At 74.4% G+C, this 21588-nt stretch carries 17 protein-coding genes; 10 read left to right on the forward strand and 7 right to left on the reverse strand.

Going from position 1 to position 21588, the window contains the following annotated elements; translation table 11 throughout:
• Positions 1 to 65: 65 nt before the first annotated feature.
• Entirely contained in the window at positions 66 to 323 is a 258-nt protein-coding gene (locus tag ABZX96_RS05815; RefSeq protein WP_355538421.1) for a hypothetical protein, read from the reverse strand.
• A gap of 52 nt (positions 324 to 375) precedes the next feature.
• Between ABZX96_RS05815 and ABZX96_RS05820 the strand changes: the two genes are divergently transcribed.
• Both ABZX96_RS05820 and ABZX96_RS05825 read left to right on the forward strand, forming a co-directional pair.
• On the forward strand, positions 376 to 1152 hold the full coding sequence (locus ABZX96_RS05820; RefSeq protein ID WP_355538424.1) for a hypothetical protein: 777 nt from the start codon (positions 376 to 378) through the stop codon (positions 1150 to 1152).
• 270 nt (positions 1153 to 1422) lie between these two features.
• The gene (locus tag ABZX96_RS05825) at positions 1423 to 2424 is read left to right on the forward strand and encodes a hypothetical protein (RefSeq protein WP_355538427.1); all 1002 of its coding nucleotides are present in this window, start codon (positions 1423 to 1425) and stop codon (positions 2422 to 2424) included.
• Between the two features lie 575 nt (positions 2425 to 2999).
• Here ABZX96_RS05825 and ABZX96_RS05830 read toward each other — a convergent pair.
• Positions 3000 to 3842, reverse strand: a complete 843-nt coding sequence (locus ABZX96_RS05830; RefSeq protein WP_355538430.1) for a GntR family transcriptional regulator — start codon at positions 3840 to 3842, stop codon at positions 3000 to 3002.
• A 130-nt stretch (positions 3843 to 3972) separates the two neighbouring features.
• Between ABZX96_RS05830 and ABZX96_RS05835 the strand changes: the two genes are divergently transcribed.
• Positions 3973 to 4812, forward strand: a complete 840-nt coding sequence (locus ABZX96_RS05835) for a (2Fe-2S)-binding protein (protein WP_355538433.1) — start codon at positions 3973 to 3975, stop codon at positions 4810 to 4812.
• A 306-nt stretch (positions 4813 to 5118) separates the two neighbouring features.
• The gene (locus tag ABZX96_RS05840) at positions 5119 to 6393 is read left to right on the forward strand and encodes a DUF2637 domain-containing protein (RefSeq protein ID WP_355538436.1); all 1275 of its coding nucleotides are present in this window, start codon (positions 5119 to 5121) and stop codon (positions 6391 to 6393) included.
• A 146-nt stretch (positions 6394 to 6539) separates the two neighbouring features.
• On the opposite strand, the gene ABZX96_RS05845 is transcribed toward ABZX96_RS05840, so the two are convergent.
• Together ABZX96_RS05845 and ABZX96_RS05850 are read right to left on the reverse strand one after the other, a co-directional pair.
• The gene (locus tag ABZX96_RS05845) at positions 6540 to 6998 is read right to left on the reverse strand and encodes an ATP-binding protein (RefSeq protein ID WP_355538439.1); all 459 of its coding nucleotides are present in this window, start codon (positions 6996 to 6998) and stop codon (positions 6540 to 6542) included.
• Positions 6999 to 7446: 448 nt separating this feature from the next.
• The gene (locus tag ABZX96_RS05850; protein ID WP_355538442.1) at positions 7447 to 8913 is read right to left on the reverse strand and encodes a hypothetical protein; all 1467 of its coding nucleotides are present in this window, start codon (positions 8911 to 8913) and stop codon (positions 7447 to 7449) included.
• 1578 nt (positions 8914 to 10491) lie between these two features.
• Between ABZX96_RS05850 and ABZX96_RS05855 the strand changes: the two genes are divergently transcribed.
• Positions 10492 to 10977 carry a DUF456 domain-containing protein gene (locus ABZX96_RS05855; RefSeq protein WP_355538445.1) on the forward strand — a complete coding sequence of 162 codons (486 nt, stop codon included), beginning with the start codon at positions 10492 to 10494 and terminating at the stop codon, positions 10975 to 10977.
• Positions 10978 to 11094: 117 nt separating this feature from the next.
• On the opposite strand, the gene ABZX96_RS05860 is transcribed toward ABZX96_RS05855, so the two are convergent.
• Both ABZX96_RS05860 and rsgA read right to left on the reverse strand, forming a co-directional pair.
• A complete protein-coding gene (locus tag ABZX96_RS05860) occupies positions 11095 to 12615 on the reverse strand; it encodes an AlkA N-terminal domain-containing protein (protein WP_355538651.1) in 1521 nt (506 codons plus the stop codon).
• A gap of 402 nt (positions 12616 to 13017) precedes the next feature.
• A complete protein-coding gene (gene rsgA, locus ABZX96_RS05865) occupies positions 13018 to 14148 on the reverse strand; it encodes a ribosome small subunit-dependent GTPase A (protein WP_355538654.1) in 1131 nt (376 codons plus the stop codon).
• Positions 14149 to 14807: 659 nt separating this feature from the next.
• On the opposite strand from rsgA, the gene crcB (ABZX96_RS05870) reads away from it, so the two are divergent.
• A complete protein-coding gene (crcB, locus tag ABZX96_RS05870) occupies positions 14808 to 15209 on the forward strand; it encodes a fluoride efflux transporter CrcB (protein WP_355538657.1) in 402 nt (133 codons plus the stop codon).
• 79 nt (positions 15210 to 15288) lie between these two features.
• Positions 15289 to 15663 carry a fluoride efflux transporter CrcB gene (gene crcB, locus ABZX96_RS05875; protein WP_355538448.1) on the forward strand — a complete coding sequence of 125 codons (375 nt, stop codon included), beginning with the start codon at positions 15289 to 15291 and terminating at the stop codon, positions 15661 to 15663.
• Positions 15664 to 15841: 178 nt separating this feature from the next.
• Here crcB (ABZX96_RS05875) and ABZX96_RS05880 read toward each other — a convergent pair whose 3' ends face one another.
• Positions 15842 to 17236 carry a YihY/virulence factor BrkB family protein gene (locus ABZX96_RS05880; protein WP_355538451.1) on the reverse strand — a complete coding sequence of 465 codons (1395 nt, stop codon included), beginning with the start codon at positions 17234 to 17236 and terminating at the stop codon, positions 15842 to 15844.
• A gap of 18 nt (positions 17237 to 17254) precedes the next feature.
• Between ABZX96_RS05880 and ABZX96_RS05885 the strand changes: the two genes are divergently transcribed.
• From ABZX96_RS05885 to ABZX96_RS05895, 3 genes are all read left to right on the forward strand, one after another.
• A complete protein-coding gene (locus ABZX96_RS05885; RefSeq protein WP_355538454.1) occupies positions 17255 to 18895 on the forward strand; it encodes an acyl-CoA dehydrogenase family protein in 1641 nt (546 codons plus the stop codon).
• Positions 18896 to 19252: 357 nt separating this feature from the next.
• The gene (locus tag ABZX96_RS05890; protein ID WP_355538457.1) at positions 19253 to 20530 is read left to right on the forward strand and encodes a GAF domain-containing protein; all 1278 of its coding nucleotides are present in this window, start codon (positions 19253 to 19255) and stop codon (positions 20528 to 20530) included.
• A gap of 195 nt (positions 20531 to 20725) precedes the next feature.
• On the forward strand, positions 20726 to 21577 hold the full coding sequence (locus ABZX96_RS05895; protein WP_355538460.1) for an LLM class flavin-dependent oxidoreductase: 852 nt from the start codon (positions 20726 to 20728) through the stop codon (positions 21575 to 21577).
• The last annotated feature ends 11 nt before the right edge of the window (positions 21578 to 21588 follow it).

Genomic DNA, 21588 nt, shown 5'->3' on the forward strand with positions numbered 1-21588 from the left:
CACCCGCCCCCTTGGCCCCGCATCGGAATTCGTGCTGAGATTCGCCCACGGCATCCAGTTCCAGCTCAAAGGCGCGCTTGGGAGGGCAATGTGGCGGATACCGCCATGTCAGGTTCTGCGCGATTTGCACGGCCGGTGAAGGCTTCGGCAGGGACGTCGGCGGAGACCTCGGTGGGGGCATCGACCGGAACCCCCATCGGGACATCGACCGGAACGTCGATCGGAACGCCAATCGAGACGTCGACGGGGACATCGGCAGGGACGACGGGAACGACCGGGACGTCGACAAGGACGTCGACCGGGTCATCAATCGGGACGTCCATCGGAACACCGGCCGGTGCGCCGGCCGTCGAGGCTTCGGTGAAGGGGGCGGCGGTGTCGGGGGCGCCGGGGACCGGTTCGGAGGCGGCACGGGAAGCGCTGGAGGGTGCCGTGTGGCGGCTGCGCTCCCGGGGGTGCTGGGACGACGCGGCGGCCCTTCTGGAGCCGCACGCCGCCCACCACGCGCCCGCCGCCCTGCGGCGGGCCGCCCTTTTGGTGGAGCGCTGCATGTTCACCGCCACCGGGTGGGCCGCCGCCGAGGACGCCCTGCGCACCGCCGAGGCGCTGGCCGCCGACGACGAGGAGCGCGGCGCGGCGGCCTGCGAGCGGGGCTATCTCGCGTACGCCGCCACGGTGTTGGGCGTGCGCGACCGGGCGGACGAGGCACGGTCCGCCCTCGGGCGCGCGGCGGCGCTGCTGGCCCCGACCTCCTCCGGGCGTGCGTTGCTGGACTTCCGGCGCGGGCTGGTGGCCGAGCACCTGGCCGACAGTCCGCAGGCGGCGCGGGCCGCGTACCGCCGCGCGCACGCGGGCGCCACCGCGCACGGCCAGGAGCTGCTGCTGTCCTTCACCTGGCGGCACTTGGCGGGACTGGCGCTGCGGGACGGGGAGGTGGCCGAGGCGCGGCACGGCTTCGCCGAGTCCCTGCGCATCCGGGAGGAGCTGGGCTTCCTCATCGGTACGGCGCCGGCGCTGGCGGCGCTGGCGGACGCCGCTCCCGAGCCGGAGGCCGAGCGGCTGCGCGTGGAGGCCGCCCGCCTGTTCCGCCTGATGGGCGGCGTCCCCACCTGGCTCGCCGACCACCTCACCACCGCCCCCACGGCCCCATAGGGCCCCGCCTCCCGCTCACCGAGGGCGAACCGGGCGGCCGTCCCCGCCCGGGCCCCGCCCGGGACCCCCTCGGGACCCGCCCGGAGCCCGTCCGGGAACCTCTCCCGGTCTGCCCGTGCACCTCCCCGAAACCGGCCGGAAACCACCCCGACAACCGACCGCCGTCACAAAAATGGCCACAAGTCGGACTGTCCGCCCGTGACGCTGCCAAGGATGCTTGACCGGCACCAGCCGACACCCATCCATGGCAGCGCCACTCAGGAGGTCACCTTGGCAACGGGGACTACTCACACAACGGCCGGTTCGGACTGGGGCAAAGCGGATTTCGAAGCCATCTACAACTGCCCCGACCCCCGGCAGTACTTCACCACCTTGCAACCGCTGGACTACCAGATACCGCACCACGGCCAGGCCGTCTTCCGCACCCTGGCGGACGCGCTGCGCGGGCTGCGCCCGGACCGCGCCCCCTTGAAGGTGCTGGACCTGTGCTGCTCCTACGGGGTCAACGCCGCCCTGCTGAACCACCGCCTCGACCTCACCGACCTCTACGCCCGGTACGCTCCCCCGTCCGCCCCGGACGGGGCGGCCCCGGAGCCCGGCTCCACCGCCACGTCCGGCCCGGCCCCGGCATCCGCCCCCTCCGTCTCGTCCGGCTCGTCCGGCTCGTCCCGCCCGGCCCCGATCCCCAACGCCAACGGCCTGGGGCCCCGCCAACTCGCCGACTCCGACCGGGGGTTCTACGCCGGCCGGCGACGCGAGCACGCCGTGCGGATGGTCGGGCTGGACGCGGCACACCGCGCGGTGGAGTACGCGCGCGAGGTCGGCCTGCTGGAGGCCGGGTTCGCGGAGAACCTGGAGGTCGACGAGCCCACCGGCGGGCTGCGGCGCACCGTGCGGGACACCGACCTGATCACCGTCACCGGCGGCGTCGGCTACATCTCCGAGCTGACCTTCGACCGGCTGCTCGGCTGCATGCCGTCCCCGCCGTGGGTCGCCGCCTTCGTCCTGCGCACGGTGTCCTACGAGCCGGTCACCGCACTCCTCACCAAGGCGGGCCTCCAGACGGAGAAGATCACCGCGCGCACCTTCCGGCAGCGGCGGTTCGCCGACGCGGGCGAGCGGCAGGCCGCGTTCGGCGCGCTGGCCGCGCACGGCGTGGACGTCGAAGGCACCGAGACGGACGGCTTCTACCACGCCGACCTGTACCTCTCCCGGCCCGCCGCGGACGTGGCGGCGCTCCCCTTGGAGCGTCTGCTGCCGGACGTGGTCTGAGCGCCGACCCGTCACCCGGAGCGGGGGAGGGCGGGGCCGCCGAGCGCGGCGGGCCCGCCCACCCGGACGTCAATACACACAACCGGCCATATCTCCGCACTTCCCCCTGTTCCCCCGCGCAACTACCGGCCTCTCCTGTACTCCTCCACACCACCGCCACCCCTCTCTCCCGCCCCAAAGGCCCGACCGACACCCCGGCGATCCCTCCGTGGCGTGACGGATAACGACGGGTGGGACGCGAGGCCATGTAGGCGCTCTCCTCAGCAGTACGTCACACAGGAGGGGCAACGGGACAGTGCGCGCCCCTTCTCCGGGCGACACCGCGCGACACCGTGCGGAAACGGAAGGGGATCGGCGAGGTGGGCGCCCAGCGCTCCGCCGCGCGGCGGGGCGACGAGGTTCCCCTCAGTACGACGCCGCGCGGCAACGGAAAGGGACCGGCACGGCGGACGCCCGGCGCGACGCCGCCCGGTGGGGGCAACGGTCCGGTGGACGGGCTCCTCTCGCGTCCCTCTCAGTGCGGCGCCGCCCGGCGGAGGCAACAGCCCCGTGGACGGGCCCCTCCCCCGTCCCTCTCAGTGCGACGCCGCCCGGCGGGCCGGGGAGAGGTGCTCGCGGGCGATGCGTTCGGCGACCGCGTGTTCCTGGGCGATGAGGGCGTCGAGCAGGGCGGCGTGTTCGGAGGCGTCGGCGAGCAGGGCGGCGGTGCGGACCGTGGGGCCGCCGCCGAGGGGCCAGTGGGTGCGCCGGTGCAGGTCGTCGGTGACGAGGAGGAGTTGGCGGTTGCCGGTCAGGGCGATGAGCGCGTGGTGGAACGCCCGGTCCGCCTCGGCGTAGCCGACGCAGTCGCCGTGCGCGGCGGCGGCCACCGTCGCCGCGGCGAGGGGGCGCAGTTCCTCCCAGCGCTCGGGGGGCAGCGCGCAGGCCAGCCGCAGTACCGCGGGAATTTCGAGCATGGCGCGTACTTCGGCAAGTTCCGCGAGGTCGCGGGGGCTGCGCTGGGCCACCCGGAAGCCCCGGTTGGGCACCACCTCGACGGCGCCCTCCCCCGCGAGCTGCTGCATCGCCTCCCGTACGGGGGTGGGCGAGACGCCGAACCGCTCGGCGAGCGCGGGCGCCGAGTACACCTCTCCGGGAATCAGGTCGCCGGCGACCAGGGCGTCCCGCAGCGCGGAGAGGACCTGGCCGCGGACGGAGTGGCGGCGCGGGCGCTTGTCGAGGGGCACGGGGCGGGGCGTTACGGCCGTCTGGCCGGACGCGCGGGTGGCGGCGCCCTCCCGGACGCCACCTCGCAGGAGGGCCTGGCCCACGGTCGCGTGTTCGTGGACGACGGGCTCGTCCGGCACCGGGTGCGTAGTGCCCCGCGCGGACACGCACGCGCGCGCCATGGGCGCTCTTCCCGCGCTGCCCTGTTCCATCCGGTTCCTCCTGACGTCCCTGTGCACGATAAGCGCCTCCCGCGACAGTTCAAACCTCAATGGCACCGGCTCCAGCTTCCGGGTAAGGTAAGGCTTACCTGCCAACGATCCGATTCGGTGGTGCTCCGCCATGTCCGCTGTCCTCGACACTCCCCTGCTCCTGCGCCCCTTCACCGGCGCCTACGCCCGGCTGACCGAGGTGTTCCCCGGCCTGCGGGTGAGCGAGTGGGAGACGACGCCGCCGACCGGCCCGGAGTGGGTGGGCGCGGCCGAGCTGGCGGCCGGCGGCGCCGCGCTGGACGCGTTCCTCGCGCAGGACGACGCGGACGCCTTCGCCCGGTACGGGCAGCGGGCCCGCCCCGACGTCGTCGCCACCTTCGGACTCCACCGCTACGCCTGGCCCGCCTGCCTGCTGATCACCATCCCCTGGTTCCTGCACCGCCGGGTGCCGCGACTGTCGGTCGAGGACGTGTACTTCGACCGCGCGGCGGGCCGGATGGCCGTCCGCGTCCGCTCCTTCGCGTGCCTGCCCGGCGACCCGGCCGCGGGGCTGCCCGGCGCCCGCGTGGTGGCGGACGAGGAGACGCTGCGCGCCGCGGTGCGCGAGGCGGTGGCCGAGCACCTGGGGCCCCTTCTGGAGGGCTTCCGCTCCCGGCTGCGGCGCGGCCCGCGCGCCCTGTGGGGCACTGCGACGGACGAGATCGTCGAGGGCCTGTGGTACGTGGGCCACCTGCTGGGCGAGGAATCCCGCGCCATGGCCGAACTCGCGCGGCTGCTCCCCGGCGACACCGCCCCGTACCTCAAGGGCGCCGCGTTCCGCGAACTGACCGGCCCGAAGGGCGAGGCGCTGACCACCCGCGACCGCGCGAGCTGCTGCATGTACTACACGCTGCGCCCCGAGGACACCTGCGTCACCTGCCCGCGCACCTGCGACACGGAGCGCGTCGCGCGGCTGACCGCGGGGGGCTGAGCCTCCTCACGCGTCGCCTCCTCACTCGTCGCGCGGGCGCCCACACGGGGCCCGCGCTCCCCGGCATCGCGCGGCTCACTGTGGCCGGGCCGAGTTCCCCCCGTCGCGCGGCCCTGCCCGCCCCTTCCCGAGCGGGCAACGTTTCGCACGTACGTCAGTGCGCCCGGCCGGTGGTTCGAAGAGCTGTACACGTCTGCCTCGGTCTTTGCACCCCTTGGCGTTCTCTTGGCCGGAAACCCTCAGCGGAGCGATCGCTTTCCGCCAGCATGGCGCGGAAACGCATACCTCGGCAGGAGGGGTTCCCGGATGAAAACGACCGATATACCGCTGCATTGGCTGATTCCGCTGGCGCTGCTGGGCATCGGCGTGCTCGCGGCCGTGGCGGTGATCGTGTACGGCAAGAGGACGACGGCCGCCGCCGTCGGTGACGACGCCCCCGATCGCGAGGAGGAACGCCGCCGGCGCAAGGAAGCCGTCTACGGCAGCGCCTCGTACCTGCTGCTCTTCTGCTGTGCGGCCGTCGCCGCCGCGCTCTCCTTCCACGGCCTGGTCGGCTTCGGCGTGACCAACCTCGACCTCTCCGGGGGCTGGGAGTACCTGGTGCCGTTCGGGCTCGACGGTGCGGCGATGTTCTGCTCGGTGCTGGCCGTGCGGGAGGCCAGCCACGGTGACGCGGCGCTCGGCTCGCGCCTGCTGGTGTGGACGTTCGCCGGGGCCGCCGCCTGGTTCAACTGGGTGCACGCGCCGCGCGGCACGGAACACGTCGGGGCCCCACAGTTCTTCGCGGGCATGTCGCTGTCCGCCGCCGTCCTCTTCGACCGGGCGCTCAAGCAGACCCGCCGGGCCGCGCTGCGCGAACAGGGCCTCGTCCCCCGGCCGCTGCCGCAGATCCGGGTCGTCCGCTGGATGCGCGCCCCACGGGAGACGTACGGCGCCTGGTCGCTGATGCTGCTGGAGGGCGTACGGACGCTGGAGGAGGCGGTCGAGGAGGTACGGGAGGACCGCCGCCTGAAGGACCGCGACCGCCACCGCCGGCGCGAGCGGGACCGCCTGGAACGGGCACGCCTGAAGGCCCTGGCCCGGCAGCACCGCTTGTGGCGGCCCGGTCCCGGAACCCGGCGCGCGGAGGTGACACGGGGAGCGCCGCCGGCGCACGCGGGGAGCGCCGAGCCCGCCCTCGCCGCCGACGCGGCGCCGGAACCGCTGCCGGCCGCGGGGCCGGTCCTCCCTGTGGAGTCCACGTCCCTGTCGGCGGGCTCGTCGGGGCCCGTCGACGCGTTCGAGGGCTCCGTCCCGGTCGCTTCGTCCTCGTCCGCTCCCTCGGCCGCGTCGGGCACGGAAGCGGCCCGTGGGGCGGAGGCCGGGACCGGGCCGGAGGCCGAGCCGTTGTCCTCCTCCCCCGGACGGCCGCCGCTCCGGCCGCGCCCGACGCTGCGGGCCGTTCTGGGCAGCGAACCCGAATCACCGGGCGGCCCGCATCAGCGGACCGTGGACCTCACCGCCGAGGACGACGCCCAGGCGCTGCCCCGCCTGGACTCCTTGGAGGAGAAGCTCGCCGCGATCGAGCGACGCTTCGGCTGAGGGGTCGCGGAAGGGAAGGTCCACGAGGGCCGGCGTCACCGCGCCGGCCCTCTTCAGTGCGGGTCGACCGGCGCGACCGCACGTCAACCGGCGCTACGACCGGCCACCGTCGACGGCAGGCACCGTCGACGGCAGGCACCGCCCCGTCAGGCCGCTCCCCGGCCCAGTTCGAACCAGACGCACTTGCCCACCCCGTGGGAGCGCACCCCCCACGCGTCCGCGAGGGAGTGCACCAGCATCAGGCCCCTTCCCGACGTGCCGTCCGAGGACGGGGGGCGCATCTTCGGGCGCCGGGAGACGAAGTCGCGCACTTCGACGCGCAGCCGGTCGGTGACCTTGGCCGTCACGATCGCGCCCCCGTTGGTGTGCACGAGGGCGTTGGTGACGAGTTCGCTGGTGAGCAGTTCGGCGATGTCCGACCGCCCCGAATCCCCCCAACTGCGCAAGAGGTTGCGCAGTTCGCTGCGTATCTCCGCGACCGCCGTCAAGTCCGCGTGCCGTAATTTGCGCTCCAGTACCCCCGATCGCCGCGCACCGGCCCGGACATCCTCACGTCCGCCGCTCCGCTCGTGCTTTTCCTCGCGCCGCGCAGACTGACGCTTCATCTTCCCCGCCCCGTACGCTCTACGTCCCTCTCCCTCATACAGCTTCACGAACATGCTTTCCCATCGGGTCCGCCACCATGCTTGGCTCTTCCGGTCCGCACGGCGCGCTCACGGGGCTGCCCCGGACCCGCACAACCGGAGGGTGGCCTGCGCCCACGCCGCCGTCAGGGCATTCGCGGGACGCGGCGGCGACGGTCCCACCCGGCCTCGCCCACCTGATGCTCGCCAACGGTTCCCCAAGTTCCCCCGAATACGGGGAATGTTGCGCAAATTGGCCCCGACCGTCTCCGGCATTCGGCCCATACGCCCGCCGGGAACGACCGCGTCCGCCGAAGCGCGAAACCGCTCGGAATTCAACGGCGCAATCGAGCGTGGCGAAGCATGGCCAAGTGCCCCGACGGCTCGGCGACCGGGCGGGGCGCGTGGTGGCGTCATCGGTGTGCGCGGGTCAGGTGTCCCACACCGCCGCGGCCGTACGGTCCTTGGCGTGGCCATCGGCCTTCTGTGCCACGTCGGCGAGGAACTCCGCGAAATCCGGCGGCTCCTTGGCGGCCCACCTGACGGCCAAGCGGTCGGCGAACACCGGGTCCTCGCGCAGCGGCTCGGCGAGCCCCGCGCTGCACAGCAACAGCGTGTCCCCGGGACGGGCCACGGAGGCCCGGAAGAGGAACGGGTCAGGCTGCGGGGCCGGATCGGCGAGCGGGGGACGGCGGTCGGCGTCCGAGGTGGTGCGGGGGGCGGTGCCTTCGGTGGGACGGGGGTCGGTGTCCTCGGTGGGGTGACGCGCGGAGGTGAGGTCCGGAATGACGGCGCCGTGTGGCTCAAACGTGCCGGTTCCGTACGACGGCGCACCGATCCCGCCCGACGACGTGCCGAAACCGCCGGGCTGTGCGGAACCGGCCTCGGCCGGCCCGGGAGTGTCGGTTTCGTACGGCCTGCCAGTGCCGGTTCCGTATGGCGGCGCACTGATTCCGCCTGGCTGTGCGGAACCGGCCGCATCCGGACCGGGCGTGTCGGTTTCGTACGACCTGGCAGCGCCGGTTCCATACGGCGGCGCACCGATCCCGCCCGACGACGCACCGATCCCGCCAGACCGCGCGGAACCGGTCTCGGCCGGACCGGGAGTGTCGGTTTCGTACGACCTGGCAGTGTCGATTCCGTACGGCCTGACGGTGCCCGTCCGGTACGACCTGGTGGCACCGGTCCCGTACGGCCGGGCGGTGCCGCCGCCGACGGCCGGGGCGTCCATCGGTGGCTCCGGTGACGGCGGGGCGGGTTCGAGGTCCTGCCAGTGGCCGTCCCTCAGCCGGTAGAGGCCGCCGGCGCCGATGCCGAAGAAGACACGGGTCCGGCAGTCGGGGTCGACCGGGAGCAACAGGCAGCGCAGCGCCATGCCCCGGCACGCCACGCCGTCCGGGGACGGGTATCGCGGGTCGGTCGTCGCTGAGGCGGCGTTCGCCTCCGATGCGGCCACGCGGGCGCGCAGCCCGCCGTAGCCCCGGTCGGTGAGCCGGTGGAGCCCCGACTTCAGCGCCCAGCGGTCACCCGTACGGACGTCCTCGGCCAGCCGGGCGTAACTGCGCCCGACGGCGCGGGCCATCCAGACGCAGGCGTCATGGGCGGCACGGTGGGCGTCACCACTGCCGACGACGCAGCTGGCCATGGCGACCAGGACGAGGGCCTGCCTCCCCGTGCCGAACCTCGCGGTGAGCAACGCGTCCCGACGGGGTTCCGCCCGGTGCCGGGCCGCGTCGCCGCGCAGGGAGGCGACGCGGAGGGTGAGGGCGCCGTAATGGAGCCCGTCGATTTCCGTGTCGGGAATGAGGTCGTCCAACGCGGTCAGGTCGGCGACGGGGAGCCCGATGACCTCGGAGGCGAGGGGGTCGGGCGGCGGTGGGGCGGAATCCGCGTCCACGAGCGTGTCGCGTGGCGGGGAGTCCAGTGGGGGGTTCGGTGAGGCGCTGGGGTCTGAGAGGTCTGGGGTGTCCGGCGCGTCCTGTGCATCCAGTGCGTCTGGTGCGTCTGGCGCGTTCGATGTGTCCCGGGCGGCGGTGCCCGGGGGTTCGGGGACTGGGTCCGGGAGCGGGTGCCGGGGAGTCTGGGCCGGTGCCGGGGCGGGGCCGTCGGGGGAAGTGCCGCTGGGGATGGGGGAATCGAGGTCCGGGAGTCCTGTGCGCTGGGGGCGCGGTGGGGGGACGCGGTTCGGGGTGCGATGCGGGATCTGTGGTCCGCTGTCGGGTTCGGTGTCCGGAGGCCGGGGCTTGGCGGGCCGGGCCTTCGCGGGCCGGGGCCTCGGGGGTCGCCGGAGGGAGAGCGTGGGAAGTGAGGGGGCGGTGGAGGGCCGATCGGGTGGGGCGGCGGGGACGTCGGCGGATGCGTCCGGCGGGACGAAGTCATCCGGCTCCGACCGCGAGTCGTCCGACTTGGACGGCGAATCCTCAGGTGGGAGGAAGCCATTCGGCTCGGACGGCGATCCCTCGGGCGCGAGGACGTCATCCGGCTTGGACGGCGAGCCCTCGGGCGGGTCGAAGGCAACCGGCTCGGACGGTGAGTCCTCCGGCCGGTCGAAGGCGACCGGCGGGCCTGGGGCGTCCGGCTCGGGCGGTGTCCGAAGGCCGCGTCCTTCGGGCGGGACCTGGGGTGGCGGGGTGACAGACGGGCCCAATCGTTTCGCCTGTTCGGGTGGGGGCGGCGGGGGGACGGCGGGCGGCCGAGACCCGTCCCGTGATGGGGGGACGACAGGCGGCCGGGATTCGTCCGGTGACGGGGAGACGTCAGGCGGCCGGGGGCCGTCTGATGGCGGAGGGACGACAGGCGGCCGGGACCCGCCCGGTGGTGACGCCCCGGCCGGCCGGGGCCGCCTCGGAAGTGGTGGTAGGGCGGCCTGGCCCAGCCCGTCCGGTGGTGGTGGCTGGGGTGGTACGGCGCGTGGGCGGACCGCTCGGAAGGCGGAGTCCACCCTGTCGTCGAACGACTCCGCCGAGGGGGCGGGCCCGGTGTCCCAGGTGCCGCCACTGTCGTTCCCGTACAACTGCCGCCACCAGTCGTCCTCGTGACCGGACTGGCCGGGTCGCTGCCCCTGCTGGCTCATGGCCGTATTGTCCATGCATGTGCCCCCCGGAGACAGGGCACGGGAGGGCACGGAAGGGTGTCGTCCGACCACCTGTTCCCTTCTCCATCCGTTGACTCCCTTCCGACTCCGCGAGGCCCCTCGCGGCCTCGTTCGATCTCCGTCCGTGTGCTCCGCCGGCCACCCCGTCTCGTCTCGTCGTCCCGTCGTCTCATGCCGTCGTCTCCGTGCGTGCGATCCACCGGCCGCCCGTTCCCGTCCCGCCTCCGCCCACCCGTCCCTCCGGCACGCGATCCTCCGGTTGCCGTTCTCGTCCGTATCCACAGGACGCCACAGTCGTCGGCCGTCCCGCCGGCACCGTCTCGCGGCCCCTCCGGGTGGGCCCGGCAAGCGGTTCCCGGCGGCTTCCGGCAGGGTGGGGCCATGGGCGTGTGGCAGTTGCTCGCGGTCGGGCTCGTCATGCTGCTCGGTCTGCTCGGCGTACTCGTCCCGGGGGTGCCGGGGGCGCCGATCGTCTGGGCGGCCGTGCTGTGGTGGGCCCTGACGGCGCCCACCACGCCTGCTTGGGCGGTCCTCATCGGCGCCACGGCGCTGCTGCTGCTCAACCAGGCGCTCAAGTGGGTGCTGCCGGCCCGCGACCTGCGGGGGGCGGGTGCCCCGTGCCGCACCCTGTTCCTGTCCGGGGCGGCCGGGATCGTGGGGTTCTTCGTGGTGCCGGTGGTGGGGGCGGTGATCGGTTCCGTCGGCACGCTCTATCTGCTGGAACGCGTACGGCTGGGCAGCCACGGTGACGCGGCGGCGTCCACCCGGACGGTGATGCGCGCGACCGGGCTGAGCGTCCTCGTCGAACTCTTCGCCTGTCTGCTGGTCGTGGGCGCCTGGATCTGCGTGGTCGTCCTCGGGCCGTGAGGACCACGAGGGCCGTAAGGGAGGACGTAAGGACCGCGAGGACCATAAGGGCCACGAGGGCCACGAGGACGGAGCCTCCGGCAGCGCCCCGGCTCCCCGGCCGGGCGCGCCGTCCTCCTATGCCGCCAGCAGAGCCCGTCCCCCGTCCGCCGCCGCGCCCGCGTACTCGTAGACGCCGTCCCCCATGCCCCACTCCCCCGCTGCCACGATCCCGGCGGCCCACAGATGGTGCATCGCGTAGGAGCGCCACGGGCGCCAGGCGTCCCGTTCGCCCGGCCGTCCCACGTCCGGGTCGCCGAGCGCGCGCATCCGGATGTACGCGGCGGCGGCCGGGCCCACTCCGGGGAGCGCGCTCAGTGCCCGCTCGGCGGCGTCGCGGTCGGCGCCCGCGTCCAGCGTGATCGCGCCCTCGGCGAGCGCCGTGGACAGCGCGCGCACCGGCTCGCCGACCCCCGCGGCCTCCGCCAGCGCCGCCGGTTCGGGGAACAGGTGGGTGAGCGCGCCGTCCGGCGCGTCCAGCGGCTTCCCGTAGGCCCGGACGAGCGCCGCCACGCGCTCCGGCGATCCGCCGAGCACCACGCGGACGGCCAGTTCGTCGGCGTCGGCGGTACCCGGCGACCGCAGTCCGGGGCGGCGCGCGACGAGCGGGCCGAGCAGCGGGTCCGTGCCCAGGCGCTCCGCGACGGCGACGGGATCGGCGTCCAGGTCGAACAGGTCGCGCGTCCGCTGGACGGCGGTGGACAGGTCCCGGAGGTCACTCAGGTGCAGCCGGCACTCCAGCCAGCCGCCGGTGGCGCCCTTCGCGGCCGGGCAGACCAGTCCGGCGCGGGGGCGGCGCCCGGACTTCCGCCCGGTGTGCTCGTCCACCTCGGCGACGCCCGTCCCGTACGCGAGCCGCAGCGTGCGGCGGTACGTGCGGGCGCCGCGCGCACCGCGCACCTCCTCGACGCCGGGCACCGCCCGCGCCTGGAGGAAGTCGAAGATCTCGGCCGCGGCGTACGGGCCCCGGTAGGCGAGCCGCAGCGGGATGCCGGCGGGCGCGTCCTGCTCGGCGGCACCGGCGGTCCGGCCCGGCCTGCCGCCCCGGACCGCCGCCCGCAGCTCGCTCGGAGTGCTCGCGTAGATCTCCCGCATCGTGTCGTTGAACTGACGGATGCTGGCGAAGCCGGAGGCGAAGGCGAGTTCGGTGACGGGCAGGGCGGTCGTCTGGAGCAGGACGCGGGCGGTGTGCGCGCGGCGGGCGCGGGCGAGCGCGACCGGGCCCGCGCCGAGTTCCGCGACGAGCTGCCGCTGCACCTGGCGGGCGCTGTAGCCGAGCCGCCGGGCGAGCCCGGCGACGCCCTCCCGGTCCACCACGCCGTCGCCGATGAACCGCATGGCCCGGCCGACCAGGTCCGCCCGCACGTTCCACTCCGCCGATCCCGGAACGGCGTCCGGGCGGCAGCGCCGGCAGGCCCGGAACCCGGCGCCCTGGGCCGCCGCCGCGGACGGGAAGAACCGCACGTTGGCCCGCTTTGGGGTGACCGCCGGGCAGCTCGGCCGGCAGTAGATGCCGGTCGTCACCACGGCGAAGAAGAACTCCCCGTCGAAGCGAGCGTCACGGCTGGTCACCGCCTCGTACCTGGTCTCGTCGTCCATCACGGGATCCAGTGTGCGCGATCGGGACGGACGTCCTCTGGCGGTTTTCGGACGCGACGTTCGGACGCGCGAGAGCACGACGCTCGGGAGCCCGAGGGTGCGACGCCCGCCCGCACGCACGAGAACGCGACGCCCGGAGGCGCGAGGACGCGACGCCCGGAGGCCCGAGGAGGCGACGCCCGCCCGCACGCACGAGAACGCGACGCCCGGAGGCGCGAGAACGCGACGCCCGAAAACATGAGAGCGCGACGCCCGGCCCCGCGAGAACACGGCACCCGCCCGCACAAGAACACGGCGTCGGCGGGACGGCCGACCGCCAGGGCGAGGAGGCCCGCCACCAAGGCAAGGAGGCCCGCCACCAGGCCAGGAACCCTCCCCGCCCCGGCGACGAACCCCCTCACCTCACCGCCGCTGACCGCCCCCGCCGCGCTTGCGCTCCATCATGTGGCGGCCCAGCATCTGCTGCTGCTTCCAGGTGCGGCGCATCTCCGCGCGCAGCCGGGCGTCGGTCTTCGCCACGATGCGCTGGTTCTCGCGCAGCAGCTTGCGGTAGCTGTCCAGCCGCCGCTGGGCGAGCACGCCGTGCTCGACGGCCTCCAGCACCGCGCACCCCGGCTCCGCCTCGTGCGCGCAGTCGTGGAACCGGCACTCCGCCGCCAGTTCCTCGATGTCGGAGAACGTCCGCGTCAGCCCGGATTCGGCGTCCCACATCCCGACGCCGCGCAGCCCCGGGGTGTCGATCAGCACCCCGCCGCCCGGGAGCGGCAGCAGGTCGCGGGTGGTCGTGGTGTGCCGGCCCTTGCCGTCCTGGTCGCGGGTGGCGCGCACGTCCTGCACGTCCGTGCCGACCAGGGCGTTGGCCAGGGTGGACTTGCCCGCGCCGGACTGCCCGAGGAGGACGGCGGTACCGCCCGCCAGGACGGCGGCCAGCACCTCCAGCCCCTCGCCCGTCGCGGCGCTGACGGCCAGCACCTGGACGCCGGGCGCGGTGGACTGGGTGTCCTCCACCAGGTGCGAGAGCGTGACCGGATCACCGACGAGGTCGGCCTTGGTCAGCACGATCAGCGGCTGCGCCCCGCTCTCCCAGGAGAGCGTGACGAACCGCTCCACGCGTCCGAGGTCCAGCTCCACGGCGAGCGAGACCGCGATCACCGCGTGATCGACGTTGGCCGCGAGGATCTGCCCCTCGGACCGCTTGGAGGAGGTGGACCGGACGAAGGCCGTACGGCGCGGCAGCGTGGCCCGCACGACCCCGCCGCCCGGCCCGTTGACCAGGTCGACGGCCGCCCAGTCGCCGGTGCACGGCACCCGCGTCGGGTCGCTGGTGGCCACCAGGGCGGTGTCCGCGAGGACGGTCGTGACGCCGTCACCGTCCGGTACGACGGCGTCCACACGCCCGCGGTCCACGCGGACGATACGGCCGGGCAGGAACCCCTGCTCGGCGAAGGGGGCGAAGCTCTCCGCGTAGCCGGCGTCCCAGCCGTAGGACGACGCCAGCGGGTGTGCGGCGGAGAGCTGTTCCAGGTTGAACACCTTGGACAAAGCGGGATGACCCTTCACAAGGGTGGTCCCGACACGGGTACGAGGGCGCGCGGGAACGCGCCGGGCGGCCGACGGATCGGCCGCGACCGCTCAGCGAGCGGCTCGGTCGGAGACCACGGAGGTGGGAATGACGAACTTCCGGACTCGGGCAGCGCCCATCGCAACGACGGCCATCGGGACGTCACCTCCTGGTCTCACATCTGCGCGCACGACACGGCACGCACGGCGGGAACGGCGGCTGGGGCCGCCGGTCTGACGGTGGGGATGGTAGCGAGGGGAAGGGAGACGGGGCCACGGATTTTTCCGGGGCCGGGCCCGGCTCGCGGCGGGTACGAGGACTGCTTGCGGCCGACACGAGCGCCGCGGGCCGGGGATGGGGACATACACCCCCATTCGCCGCCCTCCATCCCCCGCGGTTACCCTGACATCTGCGGCACCCCCGGGCAGCCGCTCGGCGGTGGGGCTCGCCGGAACGAACCGCGGTGATGGTGCCGCCAACGGTCCCTGCTTGTGACGGTATGCGCCCTGGTGTCCATCGGGCGCCGTGCGAGTGGGAGACGTGGTTCGTGGGAGCTTTTCCGAGTCGGCCGGTGGCCGAGGCCGCCGATATCGATCCTGATCTCGAAGCGCCCGCGCGGCGGCCCCGGCCCCTGAGCGGCCAGTGGTCCACCGTGGGCGTGGTGGCGCTCGGGGGTGGCATCGGGGCGACCGCGCGGTACGCGGCCTCGGTGGTCTGGCCGGTCGGGCCGTACGGGTTCCCGTGGACGACGCTGTGCGTGAACGTCGTCGGGTGCGCGGTGATCGGCGTGTTCATGGTGCTGATCAACGAGGTGTGGCGGGCGCACCGGCTGGTGCGGCCGTTCTTCGGGACCGGGGTCCTGGGCGGGTTCACGACCTTCTCCACGTACGCGGTGGACATCCAGCGGCTGATCGAGGCGCGGGAGCCGGTGCGCGGGCTGGCGTACCTGGTGGTGACGCTGATCGCGGCGCTGGGGGCGGTGTGGCTGGCGGTGCGCGGGACGCGGTCCGCGGTGCGGCGGTGGGGCCGGTGACGCGGGGGACGCGCGGCGGGACGTGTACGGCGGGTGGCGGTCCGGTCGGCCGTGATGACGAGAGTGGGAGTGCGGGCGCGTGAACTGGCTGCTGGTGTTCGTCGGGGCGGCGGTCGGGGCGCCGCTGCGGTTCCTGACCGACCGGGCGGTGCAGGCCCGGCACGACACGGTGTTCCCGTGGGGCACCCTCACCGTGAATGTCGTGGGATGCCTCGTCCTGGGCGGGCTGACGGGCGCGGTCACCGCCGGAGCGGCGTCCTCACAGGTGCAGATGCTGGTGGGGACGGGGCTGTGCGGGGCGCTGACGACGTACTCGACGTTCTCCTACGAGACGCTGCGGCTGGCGGAGGACGGCGCCCGGTTCCACGCCGTGGCCAACGCGGTGGTGAGCGTGGTGGCCGGGTTGGGAGCGGTGTTCCTGGGCGTCGCGTTCGCAAACGCATGGACGGGGTGAGCCGGGGTCCGAGCCGGGGTCGGCCGGTGCGTTCGGGGCGGGTCGCGCCGCCCGGAAGGGCCCCGTTCGGGCCGTCGACCACAAGAGCCCCGTTCGAGCCGTCGGCCGCAAGGGCTCCCTTCGGATCACCGGCCGCGAGAGCACCCCTCCGGTCCGGCGAGGCGAACCCCGCCCCCGCTCAGCCCCTGCGCTCCGGACCCGTGCCCCCGCCCGCCAGAGCCCCGCTCCGGCCGTCGGCCGCGTGAGCGCCCCCGTACGGCGAACGCCCCTCGGGTGACGCCCCTCCGCCGACAGAGGCACCACCCGGCACGCCACCACCAACCGTGGCGCCACCCCGCGCACCCCCACCCGCCACCACCTCGGCGGCCCGTGGCCGTCCGGCTTTCAGGCGCACGGGCAGCCGGCGGTGCACGGGCAGCCGGCCCCGTACGTCCTCGGGTGGCAGGAAGCGTGCCCAGCGCTCGGGGTACTCCGAGGGGACGTGCCCGTCGTCCTCGCCCTCGTCCCCGTCCCCGTCGTCGTCAGGATCCTCGTCCACGCCACGGAAACCGTCCCCCGGACCCGCGTCCTCGGCACCGCCCCCGTCCCCCTCCTCCCGCAGCCGCTCCCGCTCCGCCGCCGCGCGCTTGCGGGCGCGCTCCGCGCGGGCGGCGGCGGTGGTGACGGAGGGCCAGATGTGGTCGATGGCCGCGTTCACGGCGGCGCCGACCAGGACGGCGAAGGCGGACACGCCGATCCACAGGAGGACGGCGACGGGGGCGGCCAGTGAGCCGTAGACCGTGGGGCCCTCGACCGTGCGGGTGAGGTACACGCGCAGCAGCGCGCTGCCCAGCAGCCACATGGCCAGGGCGACCACGGCGCCCGGGATGTCCTCGGCCCACGGCGAGCGGACCGGCACCGACACGTGGTACAGCGTCGTGAGGAAGGCGATGGACAGGAGCACCACGACCGGCCAGTACAGGACGCGGACGGCGGTCTCGCTGGACGGCAGCCAGCCGACCACCGCCTCCGGACCGGCCACCATCAGGGGCAGCGCGACGGCGCCCAGGCTCAGTGCGGCGAGGTAGAGCAGGAAGGCCAGCAGCCGGGTCTTGACGATGCCGCGCCGCCCGTCGAGCCCGTACATGATCGTGATGGTGTCGACGAAGACGTTCACGGCGCGCGAGCCGGACCACAGGGCGATGGCGAAGCCGAGGGAGATGACGTCCGGTCTGCGGCCGGTGAAGACGTCGTCCAGCAGCGGGCGGGCGATCTCGTCGACGCCCTGGCGGGAGAGGACGGTCTGCGAGACGGAGAGGATGTGGCGGCGGACGCCGTCGATGGTGTCCGCGCCGATCCACGGCTCCATGTAGCCGAGCAGCCCGATCAGGCCGAGCAGCAGGGGCGGCAGCGACAGCAGGCAGAAGAACGCGGCCTCCGCGGCGAGCCCGGTGACACGGTTGTCCATGCAGGACTTGACGGTGTCTTTGAGGAGCAGCCAGGCGAGTCGGCGTTTGGAAACGTTGCGGTACAGGACGCGGGCCCTGTGCAAGCGGCCCGAGGACCGCTCGGCTGGTTCTTTTGCTGGCTGCACCTCCCTACCGTATCTGCCATGGAACCCCCCACTCACATGGTCACGAACCAGCCTCCGCCGCTGGTCGGACACGATGTCTTCACCTCCGACCCGGCGCTCGTGGAGGGCGTCGCGCGGCACGTCTCGCCCGGTTCGCGGGACACCGTGCACGGGGAGCTGAGCGATCTGGGACGGGCGGCCGGTTCGGCGCAGGCGCAGCGCTGGGGCGCCCTGGCGAACGAGAACCCGCCCGTGCTGCGCACCCACGACCGGTACGGCCACCGGGTGGACGAGGTGGAGTTCCACCCGGCCTGGCACCGGCTGCTCGGGCACGCCGTCTCCTCCGGGCTGACCGACGCCTGGTCGCGTCCGGACGGCCATCTGCGGCGGACCGCGTCCTTCCTGGTGTGGACCCAGGTCGAGGCGGGCCACGCCTGTCCCCTGTCGATGACCCACGCGGCGGTGCCGGCGCTGCGGACCGATCCGGAGCTGGCGGCCGAGTGGGAGCCGCGGCTGACGTCCCGGGTGTACGACGCGCAGTTGCGGCCGGCGGCGGAGAAGCCCGGTGTGCTGGCCGGGATGGCGATGACGGAGAAGCAGGCCGGCAGCGACGTGAGGGCGATCACCACCCGCGCCGAGCCGCTGGCCGAGGCGGGCACGTACGCGCTGACCGGGCACAAGTGGTTCTGTTCGGCGCCGATGTCGGACGTGTTCCTGGTGCTGGCGCGGGCACCCGGCGGGCTCACCTGCTTCCTGCTGCCCCGGGTGCTGCCGGACGGCGGACGCAACTCCTTCCGGCTCCAGCGGCTCAAGGACAAGCTCGGCAACCGGTCCAACGCCTCCGCCGAGGTCGAGTTCGACGGGCGGACCTGGGCGCGGCGGGTGGGCGAGGAGGGGCGCGGCATCGCCACGATCATGGGGATGGTGGCGGCGACCCGGCTGGACTGCGTGACCGCGTCGGCGGCCGTGATGCGGCAGGCGGTGGCGCAGGCGCTGCACCATACGGCGTACCGGGAGGCGTTCGGCCGTCCGCTGGACGAGCAGCCGCTGATGCGCAACGTGCTGGCCGACCTCGCGGTGGAGTCGGAGGCGGCGACCGCGCTCGCGCTGCGGCTGGCGGCGGCGTGCGACGCGGACGGCGCGGCGGACCGGCACTTCCTGCGGCTCGCGGTGCCGGCCGCCAAGTACTGGGTGGCCAAGCGCTGCACGCCGGTGGTCGCCGAGGCGCTGGAGTGCCTGGGCGGCAACGGGTACGTGGAGGAGTCCGGGCTGCCGCGGCTGCTGCGCGAGGCACCGCTGAACTCCGTCTGGGAGGGCTCGGGCAACGTCCAGGCGCTGGACGCGGTGCGGGCGCTGCGGAACGAGCCGGAGGCGCTGCACGCCTTCCTGGTGGAGATCGGCGCGGCGCGCGGCGCGGACCACCGGCTGGACGCGGCGATCAAGGCCCTGCTGACCGAGCTGGCCGATCTGGAGGGGATCGAGGCGCGGGCGCGGCGGGTGGCGGAGCGGATGGCGCTGGTATTGCAGGGCTCGTTGCTGGTGCGGTACGCGCCGCCGGAGGTGGCGGACGCGTTCTGCGCCTCGCGGCTGGGCGGGGACCGGGGCGCGGCGTTCGGCACCCTGCCGCACACGCTGGACCTGCGCGCGATCGTGTGGCGGGCGCGGCCGGTGGCGGGGTAGCGCGGAGGTGACGCGGGTGAGGAGGGGCGCCCGCGGAAGGTGATCGGTGCGGCAGCGGAACCGGCCCGCAATGGGGGGTGGCCGAGGGCCGGTCTTCCGCTGCCGCACCCGTCGAAGAGCGACGCCGCGCCGACGCGGCGCCGCTCCCTGCTCGGGCCCGTCACCTCGTGGGGGACACGTGCGGTGGACGGGACCGGCCCCGGCGGTGGGGGGCGACGGCAAACAGTTTGCTCTCGCCGGTTGTTCACAACAACAGTTGCAACTAGTTGCAAAGGATGCGGCCAACTCCCCCGTACGGCGGCGCGGGACGGCACCATGGGCGTCGGCCACGGGGGCAGCCCACAACCGGAGAGCAGCGTGAGCGACAGAGCGATCGACATGGGTATCTGGTCCGCGCAGGAAGCGCGCCAGACCGCGCGGCGGCTCGCGTCGGCACGCGAGGCCGTGCTCTCGGGCGGCGCGCCGCTCACCACCGCTCGTACCGTCATCAGCGAATCCTGGCGCCGGGTGCTGAGCACGGGCCTGGACCCGGACCGGGACCGGCAGCAGATCCTGCTGACCGACGAGGACCTGGCCCGCCGCCGGCAGGACTCCGCGCTGGCGGACGTGCTGACGGTGTTCCGCAACGGCCTGCTGCCCGCCGTGGACGGGGCCCGGCAGATCATGGTGGTGACGGACGCCGAGGGCGTGGTGCTGTGGCGGGAGGGCTCGCCGCCGGTCCGGCGGATGGCCGACCGCCTCGGGTTCGGCCAGGGTGCCGACTGGTCGGAGGACATGGTGGGCACCAACGGCATCGGCACGGCCCTGGTGGCGCGGCAGCCCGTCCTGGTGCACTCCGCGGAGCACTTCGTGCGCACCCACCACCAGTGGACGTGTGCCGCGGCGCCCGTGCACGATCCGCGCGACGGGCGGCTGCTGGGGGTGGTGGACGTCAGCGGACCGGCCCACGGGTTCCATCCCGCGACCCTCTCGCTGGTCTCGGCGATGGCCCGGGTGGCGGAGGGGGAGCTGCGGGTCCGGCACCAGGCGGCCCTGGGGCGGCTGCGGGCCAGCGCGGCGCCCGTGCTGGCGCGGATCCGCGGGCGGGCGCTGGCCGTCGACCCGCACGGCTGGACGGCGGCGGTCACCGGCATGGCGCCGCCGGACCGGGTGGCGCTGCCCAAGTCCCCGACGGCCGGGACGCGCTGGCTGCCCCGGTACGGGATGTGCTCCCTGGAGCCGCTGCCCGGGGGCTGGCTGGTCCGCGTGGGGGATCCCGACGAGTCCCCCGGGCCCAGCCACGTCACGCTGGACGTCAGCGACCGCTCGCGCTGGGCGATCACCGTCACCGGCCCGGCGGGCGGCTGGTCCCACGATCTGAGCCCGCGCCACGCCGAGTTGCTGTTCGTCCTGGCGGCGCACCGCGAGGGGCGCACCGCGGCCGAACTGTCGCAGGACCTGTTCGGCGACCGGTCCCGCACCGTCACGGTGCGCGCCGAGTTGTCCCGGCTGCGCCGCTACCTGGCGAGCGTGCTGGCCCACCGGCCGTACCGTTTCGCCGACAGCGTGGAGGTGGAACTGCGCCGCCCTCCCTGCCCGGGGGACCTGCTGCCGCACTCGACGGCGCCGGCGGTGCTGGCGGCTCGGGCGGGGTGAGGGGGCCGCGCGGGGCGCGGGGGCGGAAAAGGGCGTGCGCACGCACGTTCGCGCGGGGTACCGTGATCTTGCTTCGAACACAGCTCCCCAGGAGGACGTCGCAGAACGGGAGCGGCCGACGCGTGTGTCCGCGTGCGGTCAGGAGAGCGGGCGACACGACCGTGTGATCACCGCTGCCCTCCTGGAGGTTCCTTCATGTCCGTCGGTCTCGGCCTTCCCATCGCCGCCCCGGAGCAGTTGCCCACCTGGGCCCGGCGCGCCGACGCCTCTCCCTTCTCCACCCTCGCCCTGCTCGACCGCTTGGTGTACGCCAACCCCGAACCACTCGTCACGCTGGCCACCCTGGTCGGCACGACGGAGCGCGTCCGCCTGCAGACCGAGGTGCTGCTCGCCCCGCTGCACCGCACCGCGCTGCTCGCCAAGCAGGCCGCGACCCTGGACCTGCTGTCGGGCGGCCGGTTCACGCTCGGTATCGGCATCGGCGGGCGCCCGGACGACTACCTGGCCGCCGGTATCGAGCAGCGCACCCGGGGGCGGCGGCTGGACGACCAGATGGCGCGGATGCGCCGCATGTGGAACGGCCAACCGCTCGGCGACGAGGTCGGCCCGGTCGGTCCCGCTCCGGCCCGGCCCGGCGGACCCGAGGTGCTGTTCGGCGGGTTCGTGCCGGCGGTGATGAACCGGGTGGCGCGCTGGGGTGACGGGTTCCTGGGGGCCGCGCTGCCGCCCGCACACATGGACAGGCTGTTCCGGGACGTGGAAGCCGCCTGGGCCAAGCAGGGCCGCGCCGGTCGGCCCCGGTTGGTCGCGCAGGTGAACGCGGCGCTCGGCCCGGAGGAGACCGTGGCGGCGGCCCGGCGCGAGGCCCACGCCTACTACCACCCGTCGCCGTTCGCCGATCACGTCGCCGAGGGAATCCTGACCACGCCGCGGGCCGTCCGTGACGCGGTGGCCGCGTTCCGGGCGATCGGCGCCGACGAGGTGATGCTCTACTGCTGGGCGCCGGACCCGGAGCAGGTGGAGCGGATGGCCGACGCGGTGTTCTGATCCCCGCGGGA

The organism is Streptomyces sp. NPDC003077 (assembly GCF_040611095.1).
Classification (GTDB): domain Bacteria; phylum Actinomycetota; class Actinomycetes; order Streptomycetales; family Streptomycetaceae; genus Streptomyces.

Bases quoted from the DNA above. Each gene is read 5' to 3' on its own strand.
- ABZX96_RS05895 (WP_355538460.1), top strand. From the start codon at position 20,726: ATGTCCGTCGGTCTCGGCCTTCCCATCGCCGCCCCGGAGCAGTTGCCC.
- ABZX96_RS05835 (WP_355538433.1), top strand. From the start codon at position 3,973: ATGTCCGCTGTCCTCGACACTCCCCTGCTCCTGCGCCCCTTCACCGGC.
- ABZX96_RS05830 (WP_355538430.1), bottom strand. From the start codon at position 3,842: ATGGAACAGGGCAGCGCGGGAAGAGCGCCCATGGCGCGCGCGTGCGTG.
- ABZX96_RS05860 (WP_355538651.1), bottom strand. From the start codon at position 12,615: ATGGACGACGAGACCAGGTACGAGGCGGTGACCAGCCGTGACGCTCGC.
- ABZX96_RS05885 (WP_355538454.1), top strand. From the start codon at position 17,255: ATGGAACCCCCCACTCACATGGTCACGAACCAGCCTCCGCCGCTGGTC.
- ABZX96_RS05840 (WP_355538436.1), top strand. From the start codon at position 5,119: ATGAAAACGACCGATATACCGCTGCATTGGCTGATTCCGCTGGCGCTG.
- ABZX96_RS05845 (WP_355538439.1), bottom strand. From the start codon at position 6,998: ATGAAGCGTCAGTCTGCGCGGCGCGAGGAAAAGCACGAGCGGAGCGGC.
- ABZX96_RS05815 (WP_355538421.1), bottom strand. From the start codon at position 323: ATGGACGTCCCGATTGATGACCCGGTCGACGTCCTTGTCGACGTCCCG.
- ABZX96_RS05855 (WP_355538445.1), top strand. From the start codon at position 10,492: ATGGGCGTGTGGCAGTTGCTCGCGGTCGGGCTCGTCATGCTGCTCGGT.